Consider the following 10700-nt stretch of genomic DNA (forward strand, 5'->3'; position numbering starts at 1 on the left):
CAATGCTAGAACATCTGGCATTCTTGGGAATGCAAAAAACACGAGGGAATTATCCAATGAAAAGCATCCTTCTTACAACAACTGCTCTGGTTGCCTTTGCTGGCGCCGCAGTTGCTGAAGTATCTTTCTCCGGCGAAGCTGCGCTGGGTTACAACGATGACGGCGCACAAGGCAACGACGGTTTCTATTGGGACGGCAACCTTGTCGTTAACCTGACACAGGAACTGGACAACGGCGTGACCGCTGGCGTTGAGTTTGACATCGATTTCTCCGACACTTCGCTGGGTGAAGATCTGGCTTCCGGCGGTTATGTCCTGTCGTTGACCAGCGAAAATGCTGGCCTGTTCTTCGGTGATGTTGCTTTCGCTGCTGAAACACATTGGGTCGGCACAGGTTGGATGCAGTCCGACAACTTCTCCGAAGCTGACGGCGAAACAGCCCTGCGTGGCGACGTGTCTTTCGGCGGCTTCGACGCATCGGTTTCCTATGTCATCACCAACAACGACGGTGATCCCACTGTTGCCAACGATGTTGACCAGTTGTCACTTGGTATGCGCGGTGACTTCGGCAATTTCAACGTCTCTGCTGCTTATCAGGCTGCATCGGACGAAGCTGAGGATTTCTACAACGATCCACTTCTCGGCTCGGATAACGGTGACTTTAACCAGAACGAAGTCTTTGGTGTCTCTGTTGGGACGACCTTTGCTGGCGCAACCGTGCGTCTGGCCTACGCCGACGACAGCGAGACAGATTCGCTCGGTATCTCGGCTTCCTACCCAGTTGGCCCAGTGACCCTGTCCGGTGCTTACGTTCTGGAAGATGGCGATGATAACAGCTGGCGTGTACGTGCCGTTTACTCCGATGGCCCAATCACTCTGACAGCCAACTACGAAGAGCGTGTTGGTTCCTACCGTTACAACATCGAAGGCGGCTATGACCTTGGCAACGGCCTTTCAGTGTTTGCTGGCTATCTCGACCGCGAAGCATGGACAGACGGCGAAGCGTTCTACGTTGCTGGCGAATACGACCTCGGCTCCGGCGCAAAACTGCTGGTCTCCTATGCTGATGCAGACGGCCTGCCACAGGGCTTCCTGAATGACGACGAAGTTGGCGCACGTGAGTACCAAATCGGTACAACTGTTGAAGTTTCCTTCCAGTTCTAATTCAGAACCCTCGGAACATTCCTAAGAGAGCGGCCCTTTGGGGCCGCTCTTTGCGTTTGGGGCAGGCTTTGCGTATCGGGCTATAGCCATTGGCGCGCTGCCGGATTATGACTGTCGCCGGGCCCCCTGCCCGGCGTTTGCCATTCAGAAAGTCGAAGTTGATGACCACCTATTCCCCCGCTGCGATCGAACCCAAATGGCAGGACATCTGGTCCGACGGCCAGATTTTCAAAGCCGAACGCAGCGCGGATAAGCCGAAATATTACGTGCTGGAAATGTTCCCCTATCCGTCCGGGCGCATCCACATCGGCCATGTGCGCAATTACACGATGGGCGACGTGATCGCGCGCTACAAACTGGCGACCGGCCATAACGTGCTGCACCCGATGGGCTGGGACGCGTTCGGGATGCCTGCGGAAAACGCCGCGATGGCGTCCGGTGGGCACCCCAAGGACTGGACCTATCAGAACATCGCCGACATGCGCGCGCAGATGAAACCGCTGGGGTTAAGCATTGACTGGACCCGCGAATTCGCCACCTGCGACCCGGAATATTACGGCCAGCAACAGGCCCTGTTCATTGATTTCCTGTCCAAGGGCCTGATTTACCGCAAGAAAGCCGTGGTGAACTGGGACCCGGTCGATATGACCGTGCTGGCCAATGAACAGGTCATCGACGGCAAGGGCTGGCGATCCGGGGCCGAGGTGGAACGCCGCGAACTGGTGCAATGGTTCTTCAAGATCAGCGATTATTCCGAGGAATTGCTGAGCGCGATTGACGGGTTGGACAACTGGCCCGCCAAGGTCAAACTGATGCAGGCCAACTGGATCGGCAAATCGCGCGGCCTGCAATTCGCGTTCGACCGCACCGACGGCGGCCAGATCGAGGTTTACACGACCCGCCCCGACACATTGCTGGGCGCGTCCTTTGTCGGCATCTCGCCCGATCACCCGCTGGCGAAAGAACTGGAAGCCAAGGATGCAAAGGTCGCCGCCTTCTGCGCCGAATGCCGCAAGGGTGGCACGACCGCGGAGGCGATTGAAAAGGCCGAAAAGCTGGGGCTGGATACCGGATTGACGGTGAAACACCCGATGGCGGGCCAGCCCGACCTGCCCGTTTATATCGCGAATTTCATCCTGATGGATTACGGCACCGGCGCGATTTTCGGCTGCCCCGCGCATGACCAGCGCGATTTCGATTTCGCGACCAAATACGGCCTGCCGATCATCGCAACGTTTTTGCCGGATGAAGATGCCTCGCCCGATCTGACCGCGGCCTATGTTCCGGCGAAGACGGAAAAAGTGTTCTACGTCAAAGGCTTCGCAGGCGACCAATGGCAGACCGGCGAACAGGCCGTCGATGCCGCAATCGCCCATTGCGAGGGCAACGGCATCGGCGCAGGCGTCACCAAGTTCCGCCTGCGCGACTGGGGCCTGTCGCGGCAACGCTATTGGGGTTGCCCGATCCCGATTGTGCATTGCGAAGATTGCGGCGCGGTGCCGGAAAAGAAAGAAAACCTGCCCATCGAATTGCCCTATGACGTCAGTTTCGATGTCCCCGGCAACCCGCTGGACCGCCACCCGACATGGCGCAACTGCGCCTGCCCCGCCTGTGGCAAGCCCGCTTTGCGCGAAACCGACACGATGGATACCTTTGTCGATTCATCCTGGTATTTCGCCCGCTTCACCGCACCCCACGCGCCGACGCCGACCAATATGGAGGACGCGGCCTATTGGATGAACGTCGATCAGTATATCGGCGGGATCGAGCATGCGATTTTGCACCTGCTTTACAGCCGGTTCTTTGCCCGCGCGATGCAGATCACCGGGCATCTGCCGGAAAGTGCGATCGAGCCATTCAATGCGTTGTTCACGCAAGGGATGGTGACGCATGAGATTTACATGACCCGCGGTGTTGGTGATCGCCCAGTCTACCATTTACCGAAAGATGTGATTTGGAAGGATGGTCAACCGTTCGTAAGGCTCAAGCAGGGAGACTTGTCGCTTTTCGCAGAAGCAAACTATCTGGAGAGACACGAAGTCGCCGTAGGTGTATTTGAACACCTACAGCCGGTCGAGGTGATCCCGTCTGCCAAGATGTCGAAATCCAAGAAGAACGTCGTCGATCCCGACGACATCCTTGCGCAGTATGGTGCCGATACCGCGCGCTGGTTCGTGCTGTCCGACAGCCCGCCCGAACGCGACGTGGAATGGACGGCGTCAGGCGCGGACGCGACCTACAAACATCTCGCCCGCGTGTACCGCATTGCCACCGAGATCGCCGCTGCCGATGATGCGTCCGGCACCGGCGACGACGATCTGCTGCGCGCGATGCATCGCTGCATCCATGATGTGACGATGGGGCTGGAAACCTTCGGCTTCAACGCGGCGATTGCGAAACTCTATGCGTTCACCAACACGCTGGCGAAATCCAACGCCTCTGCCGCGACCAAACGGCAGGCGGCCCTGGCGCTGGCGCAGCTGATGTCACCGATGACACCGCATCTGGCCGAGGATATCTGGGCCCGTCTCGGCGGTGATGGCCTGATCGCCACTGCCCCCTGGCCCGTCGCGGACCCCGATATGCTGGTCGATGATCACGTCACCCTGCCGGTGCAGATCAACGGCAAACGCCGGACCAAGATTGTGGTGGCCGCCGACGCCAGCAAGGAAGCGGTGGAAACCGCCGTTCTGGCGCTGGATGTCGTGCAAAAGGCGCTGGACGGCGCTAGTGTCAAGAAACTGATCGTGGTGCCCGGACGGATTGTGAACATTGTCATCTGACACAAACACACGGCGACTGTTTCTGCTGGGCCTCTTGGCGCTGGGGGGCTGCGGCTTTGCCCCGGTCTATGGCGAAAGTAACGCGCTGCGCGGCAGGATCGCCTTTGAGACGAGCGACAGTGTCGCGGGGTTCCGTTTGCGCGAAAGGCTGGAACAACGGCTGGGCGCGACAGAGGTGGCGCAATACACGTTGCGCGCTGAAATCACCGACAGGCGGCGCAGTCTGGCGATCACCACCTCGGGCGACAACACGCGGTTCAATGTGGTGGGCAATGTCGCATGGGTGCTGACCCATGCCGCGACCGGCGCTGTCGTGGCTGAGGGCAGTCATGAGACGTTCACCAGCTATTCCGCGACCGGGTCTACGACCGCCACACAGGCAGCGGAAACCGATGCCACCGCCCGCCTGTCCGTCGCGCTTGCCGATATGATCGTCAGCCGGTTGTTGTTGCTGGCACCGGAGCTGTCGGAATGAAGCTGTCAGGCGATGCCGCCGCGGGCTATCTGCGCAAACCCGACCCCAGCCATGCCGGGTTGCTGATCTTTGGCGCAGACCCCATGCGCGTGGCCACGAAACGGCAAGAGGCGATCGCCGCCCTTGTCGGCCCGCAGGGTGAAGAGGAAATGCGTCTGACCCGGATCAATGCCGGTGATCTGCGCAAGGACCCGGCGCTGCTGGATGATGCGATCAAGGCGCAGGGGTTCTTTCCGGGTCACCGCGTCGCATTTGTCGAAGATGCCACCGACGGTCTGTCCAAACTGGTCGATACCGTTCTGGCCGATTGGCGTGCGGGTGACGCGCAGCTTGTTGTGACTGCCGGTTCGCTGACCGCCAAATCGCCGCTCCGCAAAGTGTTCGAGGGCCATCGCAACGCCATGGCCATCGGCATCTATGATGACCCGCCGAATATGTCCGATATCGCCCGCGCCGTGACCGAGGCTGGCTTGCCGCAGCCGGGCCGCGATGTGATGGATGCGCTGTTTGCCTTGGCCAATACGCTGGAACCGGGCGATTTCCGGCAGACGGTCGAAAAGGTGGGGCTTTATAAACAAGGTGACGACACTCCGTTGACCATCGCCGATATCACCGCCAACGCCCCGCAATCAGCCGAGGTCGATGTGGATGATGTCCTCGATGTCGTCACGTCCGGGCAGGTGGATCAGCTGGGGCCGGTGCTGCGCGGGCTATATGCGCAGGGGGTGACGCCGGTGACTTTGTGCATCGGGGCAATGCGGCATTTCCGGCGGCTGCATGTCGTGGCCTCTGATCCGGGGGGGCCGGGGTCCGGGGTGGGGCGGTTGCGCCCGCCCGTCTTTGGCCCGCGCCGGGATAAAATCGCACGGCAGGTCAGCCAGTGGGGCCGCGACCGGCTGGAAAGGGCGCTGACCGCGCTGACGGACACCGATCTACAACTGCGCTCCGCCAGCACCGCGCCACAGGCCGCCCTGATGGAACGCACGCTGATCCGGCTTGCGATGATGGCACGGCGCTGACGCAAAAAGGCAGACCCGAGGGCCTGCCTTTCACTGGTCGCGACCTTGCGGCCAGGATCAGATATCAGTCAGCAGCAGCTGCGATCAGCAGAGCGGCGAGAACGCCAACAACGATGAAAGCCGGGTTGATGGACGAACCAGCAGGTGCGGGCTCTTGTGCGACCACAACGGGGGGTTCCATGGTGGTTGGGGCCAGGCTGCCTGCGTTAGCAGCAACAGCGGAAACAGCGATAACTGCGGACGCAGCAAGTGTGGTTGTAAGGCGCATGTCGGTACTCCAAATAATGCACGGGTGGTGTGTCACGGCGTGACTATCCACATGATCCGGTTAAAGCAGCACCTTGTCTAAAAACCAAGGGTTTAGAGCACGATCAGAACACGTCGATCTGCAGGTATCCGGCATCAGGTGACACGGCCTGCAAGCTGCGCACAATCTGCCCTTCCGCGTTTACCCAATAAACATTGGTAAACTGCAACTGTTCGCTGGCACATTTCTCTTCAAAACGGGTGGTATCATGGGTTTGTTCGCGCCGCACAAAGCTGTCTGTGCCCTGTGAAGAGATGCCGCATTGCAACACTCTTGTCGAAATCTGATCGAGATTATCGAGGAAGTCATGGGTCCGTTGCGCGGTCCCGCCACCGGCATTGATCGCGGCACGCACCTGCCCCGTATCCGCGCCCATCAGATCGCGCGGCATCCCGCGTGTGGCGACGACGATCCCTTCCTCGAATGTGACGCTGAGGTTTGCCGCGCCGATCCATGTGTCGCGCCCCGCATTGCTGGCTGCGGCGACCATCGTGTCCCATGTCCCCAGATCGCGAAAGTTCACGCGGATGAACTGGCCGGGATTGTTGTCGATATCCTCATCCGTCGCCAGTTGCGGCGGCGGCGGCACGGCCTCTGCCCCGCCGACTGTCTGTTGCACCGCGCCGACCAGCTGCGTGGCAAGCCCGTCCTGCGACATGGGTCCACAGGCCGCGAGCGCCAGAAAACCTGCGGCGAATGCCGTTTGCCTGATCATTGTCATCGCCAGAACCGCCCCCAAGTATCCATCAGATCTGCGGCATGGGCATCGCGCACCTGCCCATATAGCCGCCCGCCCACGTTCAGCCGCGCGCCACCATCGCCTGCGCGCGTCCGGATTTCCGTGCCATAGCTGCCGCGCGTCGTGTCGCCGGTCAGGAAATCCTGCGGGATCGAGACGCGCACGCCCTTGTTATAGGACCCATCGCCGAAATCGGCATAGGTGATATCGGTCTGCGTCACATAGGCGCCAACCCGGATTCCGTTTTCATATTCGCGGTCAATCGACAGGGTCGCCCCCCAGTCACCCGCCAGATAGCGCCCCAGATCCAGCTGGCTGTGATAGCCATTGCCCAGATCGTAATAGGCCGACAGATGCCCGGTCAGCACGTCGTAATCATATTCGCCAAAGCCAAGCCGCATGTCGGTATCGCGCTGCGCGACGTAATTCAGTTCGACCCCAAGGCCCAGCCGGCTGTCCACAGGTTTCCACAGCAATTCGGTCGACAGACCGCCGAACATGCTTTCCAGATAGCCGATGCTGACACGGCTGTACAAATCTGTCCCCGGTCTGGCGTAATGGGCCAACGTCAGGTCTTGCAGCACAGGCACACCGTCATTGCCGTAGAACCGGCCATCGGTGCGCACGTTCTGGATATCGGGGGTGTTGTCAGTTCCGGGATCGCGCCCATCGGCTTTCAACACGCTTTGCGCGATTGTGCCGGATGCCACCAGTTGCGGGCTGATCTGATATGTGGCCCGCAGGCTCAGCCCTGCGGAGACAGCGACAGAGCCGTCGCCCCCGAATGGATTGATCGCCAGATAAGGGCCAAAGCCCCAGCTGAAGGCATCCGCCTCTGGCCGTGTATCGGCCAGGGTGTCGGACGGACCGGCATCACCAAAGCCCGTGTTGACCAGCAGGTCCTGCGCCGCACCGGGGCGGTTTTCCAGCCTTTCGATATCGCCCCTTGCGAGTGTTGTCGCAGACAGCGGGATACCCCGTGTTTCGGGTTCCAGAATGAAGGTGTCAATGCTGTCCGGCATCACCTGCGTCAGCAACCGCGCGACGCGGCCCATCGCCTGCGCCTGCGACCGGTAACGTGTGTTGATATAGCGCACCCGCGCTGTCGTGTCGGTCAGTTCCAGACCTGTCAGCGTCTGACCTTCCATTTGCAACAATTGCGCCGTGGCGGCGCGCAACCCGGTTTCGGACGCGTGGTTCCAGCTTTGCGCCGCTTGCGGGTCGCGCAGTTTGACAGGGGTGGGCGCGGTTTCCCGCCCGCTCATCCCCGGGCGGTTATTGGCGTTCAATGTGAACGTGCCGGAAACCCCCAGATCGCGCCCATAAAGCGACGCGAGGGCAAGTTGCACGCTGTCATTCGGGCGATAGGTCAGCCCGAAATTATATGGGCTGTCGCTGTCTATCACAGGCGCAAAAGGCTGTTCGGGATAAGCGGCAGAAGAATACTCCGCCGCCACGCCCCATCTTTCGTTGATCTGCCAGGTCAGCCCGCCAAAGGCCGCTGCATCACCGCGAAACCAGTAATCCGACGCCAGCTGCCCTGTGGGTTCGGCTTCATCGAACACGGGCCTTGTATCAAGGCTGGACAACGGGTTGTCGAATCCGCCACGCGTCGCCAGGGCACCCCAGCCCAGACCGGCGGTCACGGTCAGGTTGTCGCCCAGCGTCTTGGTCGCCACGACGTATTCTGAACCAAACCGCCCCGGCGTCATGAAATCGCGCAGGCCGATGGCAAAGGCAGGCAGCAGGTCCGTTTCGTCGGTCAGCCGGTAATGCAGGTCAAAGCTGCGCTCGAACTCCCCGGTGGTGATCGTCGTGGTCGGGTCGTCGTAAAGATCGATCAGCGAATAGCGCGCGGCCAGCGTCGTCCGGTCGGTCAGCTGATAGGTGAATGTCGCGCGGAAATGGCCATCCTGATAGCCAAGACTGCCGGCCAGCGTTCCTTCGGCGGGGGATTGCGCCGAGGGCATTTCGATCAGGCCGGGCATCCCGTTGAAACCATAATTCAGCTCGCTTTGCTGGGCAAAGGCCGCGGCAGCCGCCATAAGCGCAATGACCGATGTGGTGGCAAAACTGGCTTTGTTCATGCGGCTACTCCGTCCCTGACTTGGCGAGAGGTCTAACTTGCCACGGCTGCATTGCAAACGCTCAATAAGGATTTTTCTGGTTTTGATGCCGTGTTTCACCGTTTTGCAACATATTCCGCTGCCGCCAACCCGGCACGCCGCCCCGTCGCAAGACAGGCTGAAATCAGGTAACCGCCTGTCGGCGCTTCCCAATCCAGCATCTCACCAGCGCAAAAGACGCCGGGGCGTTGATGCAACATCAGATCATCATCCAGCGCATCCAGCCGGACGCCCCCCGCGGTCGATATCGCTTCGTCCAGGGGGCGCGGGCCCGCGTGCCGGATCGGCAACGCCTTGATCAACGGGGCCAGATCAGCGGGATAAGGCATCCCGAATTCCGCCAGCAGGGCAAGGCGGACGGGGTCCAGACGCAACACCTTGCGTAGATGGTTTGTCAGGCTGGTCTTGCCGCGTGGTCTGGCCAATGCGGCACTGACCTGCGCAAGGGTGCGGTCCGGCGCAAGGTCCATCACCAAGGGCGCACCCTCGCGCATGGCGCGTGACAGCGCATAGACGCCGCCGCCTTCGATCCCGCGCGCCGATATGATACATTCGCCCCGCGTTGTCAGCCTGCCCGCGGACAGCTCCACCGCCTTGACCGGCGCGCCAAAGTGTCCAGTCATATGGACCGACCAATCCACGACGAAGCCCATATTGGCCGGTGCGAACGGCGTCACGACCTCGGGCAGGTATTGCGTCCACGTGCCATCCGACCCAAGCCGCGCCCAACTGCCCCCGCCGAGCGCCAGAACCACCGCCGTTGCCGTGATCACCTGCGGGCCGTCCGGCGTCTGGAACAGCAGTGCGTCGCCCTGCCATCCTGCCCAGCGCCAGCGCGTATGCAGCGTGACGCCCAAGGCGTTCAACCGCGCAAGCCAAGCGCGAAGTAGGGGGGATGCTTTCATTGCCTTCGGGAACACCCGGCCGGTGCTGCCGGTGAACAATGTCTGCCCCAGCGTTTCGGCCCAGTCCATAACCTGCGCCGGGCCAAAGGCGGCGAGCGTGGCGCGCAGGCTGTCGGGCAAAGGGCCGAAGGCGGCCAGATACGGCTCTGACGGTTCGTCCTTGGTCAGGTTCAGCCCAGATTTTCCTGCCATCAGGAATTTGCGCCCGACCGAGGGCATGGCATCGGCGATGATCACGGACAGGCCTTGGGTCGCAGCAACTTCTGCCGCCATCAGACCGGCAGGGCCTGCGCCGATGACGATGATATCTGTCATGCTGCGGTGATCATCTGTTTGATCGCGGCGGCATGGGCGGCGCTGGCAGCGCAGACATCCTGCCCCAGTTCGCGCGCGGTCCGCAAAAGATCAGCATCATCCACGATCCGGTCAATCAGGCCCCAGGACAGCGCCGTTTCGGCATCTACCTTTTGCCCCGCCATCAGGATCATCCCGGTGCGCGCAGGCCCGATCAACCGGACCATGCGCGGCACATCGGAGGGTTGCGGCAAGAACCCAAGCCGCATGACAGGATAGAAAATCTTGGCCTGCACCACGGCGATACGCAGATCGCAAGCCAGTACCATGCCCAAGGCACCCCCTGCCACCGTCCCGTTCAGCGCGGCGATAGTCATGCCACGACAGGCGGCAAGCGCGCCCGACAACCTTTCCCAGACCGGATCGGTGGCGAGACCGGCGCGCGCGGCGTCCAGATCGGCACCGGCGCTGAAGACGCGGCCTGTCCCCGTCAGGATCAGAAGCTTTGCATCGCGGGCGTCCTCGGCAGGACCGGCCAGTTCGGCAAGCATCGCATGTGTCAGCGCACCGGCCTTGTCGGGCCGGTCGATGGTCAGGATCAGGTAATCGCCGTCCCGGTCAGACCGGATCATGCAAGGCCGACCTTTGTGCGGATGTCCGCGTCGCGCAGGCTGATGTCCTGACCCAGATAGGCATCCGCCTCGGCTCCGCACATCCAGACCAGCGCCTTGGCGGGCCATTCGGGCGGAATATGCACTGACCAGTCCAGCTGGCTGACCGGGCTGACACCGGATGCCTTGATATCGCGCTGCATCTTCGTCGCGACGGTGCCGGGCGACAGACCGATGATCCGCAACCCCTTGTCTCGGCATTCCAGATCCGCGGTGCG

Annotated in this window: 8 protein-coding genes and 1 pseudogene; 4 read left to right on the forward strand and 5 right to left on the reverse strand. The window is 61.3% G+C overall.

The annotated features are described in order from the left end of the window. From ACK4TM_RS15520 to holA, 4 genes are all read left to right on the forward strand, one after another. Positions 1 to 1163: porin (locus tag ACK4TM_RS15520; RefSeq protein WP_409702892.1), on the forward strand; the 1163-nt coding region annotated here is incomplete at its 5' end. A gap of 161 nt (positions 1164 to 1324) precedes the next feature. After that, on the forward strand, positions 1325 to 3946 hold the full coding sequence (gene leuS / locus ACK4TM_RS15525; protein WP_409702894.1) for a leucine--tRNA ligase: 2622 nt from the start codon (positions 1325 to 1327) through the stop codon (positions 3944 to 3946). Then, on the forward strand, positions 3936 to 4421 hold the full coding sequence (lptE, locus tag ACK4TM_RS15530) for an LPS assembly lipoprotein LptE (protein ID WP_409702896.1): 486 nt from the start codon (positions 3936 to 3938) through the stop codon (positions 4419 to 4421). Before leuS ends, lptE begins: the two co-directional genes overlap by 11 nt. Then, entirely contained in the window at positions 4418 to 5440 is a 1023-nt protein-coding gene (holA, locus tag ACK4TM_RS15535) for a DNA polymerase III subunit delta (RefSeq protein ID WP_409702898.1), read from the forward strand. Before lptE ends, holA begins: the two co-directional genes overlap by 4 nt. A gap of 371 nt (positions 5441 to 5811) precedes the next feature. Here the strand turns inward: holA and ACK4TM_RS15540 are convergent, their stop codons facing one another. The 5 genes and pseudogenes from ACK4TM_RS15540 to ACK4TM_RS15560 form a co-directional block, all read right to left on the reverse strand. Then, on the reverse strand, positions 5812 to 6462 hold the full coding sequence (locus ACK4TM_RS15540; RefSeq protein WP_409702900.1) for a YjbF family lipoprotein: 651 nt from the start codon (positions 6460 to 6462) through the stop codon (positions 5812 to 5814). A gap of 2 nt (positions 6463 to 6464) precedes the next feature. After that, positions 6465 to 8573 (reverse strand): YjbH domain-containing protein, encoded by a 2109-nt coding sequence (locus ACK4TM_RS15545; protein WP_409702902.1) that lies wholly within the window; start codon positions 8571 to 8573, stop codon positions 6465 to 6467. 95 nt (positions 8574 to 8668) lie between these two features. Beyond that, the gene (locus tag ACK4TM_RS15550) at positions 8669 to 9832 is read right to left on the reverse strand and encodes a TIGR03862 family flavoprotein (RefSeq protein ID WP_409702903.1); all 1164 of its coding nucleotides are present in this window, start codon (positions 9830 to 9832) and stop codon (positions 8669 to 8671) included. Further along, positions 9829 to 10443: an enoyl-CoA hydratase/isomerase family protein gene (locus ACK4TM_RS15555; RefSeq protein WP_409702905.1), complete on the reverse strand. Its 615-nt coding sequence runs from the start codon at positions 10441 to 10443 to the stop codon at positions 9829 to 9831. The genes ACK4TM_RS15550 and ACK4TM_RS15555 overlap by 4 nt, the downstream gene beginning before the upstream one ends. Next, positions 10440 to 10700 (reverse strand): annotated as a pseudogene (locus ACK4TM_RS15560) (short-chain dehydrogenase); the annotation flags it as partial. The pseudogene ACK4TM_RS15560 and the gene ACK4TM_RS15555, both read right to left, overlap by 4 nt.

Origin of the sequence: Yoonia sp., from assembly GCF_046292185.1 — a bacterium.
In the GTDB taxonomy this organism is placed as follows: domain Bacteria; phylum Pseudomonadota; class Alphaproteobacteria; order Rhodobacterales; family Rhodobacteraceae; genus Yoonia.

What these genes read in the sequence shown, in the direction of transcription:
- leuS (WP_409702894.1), top strand. Translation starts at nt 1,325, where the DNA reads ATGACCACCTATTCCCCCGCTGCGATCGAACCCAAATGGCAGGACATC.
- holA (WP_409702898.1), top strand. Translation starts at nt 4,418, where the DNA reads ATGAAGCTGTCAGGCGATGCCGCCGCGGGCTATCTGCGCAAACCCGAC.
- ACK4TM_RS15540 (WP_409702900.1), bottom strand. Translation starts at nt 6,462, where the DNA reads ATGATCAGGCAAACGGCATTCGCCGCAGGTTTTCTGGCGCTCGCGGCC.
- ACK4TM_RS15545 (WP_409702902.1), bottom strand. Translation starts at nt 8,573, where the DNA reads ATGAACAAAGCCAGTTTTGCCACCACATCGGTCATTGCGCTTATGGCG.
- ACK4TM_RS15550 (WP_409702903.1), bottom strand. Translation starts at nt 9,832, where the DNA reads ATGACAGATATCATCGTCATCGGCGCAGGCCCTGCCGGTCTGATGGCG.
- ACK4TM_RS15555 (WP_409702905.1), bottom strand. Translation starts at nt 10,443, where the DNA reads ATGATCCGGTCTGACCGGGACGGCGATTACCTGATCCTGACCATCGAC.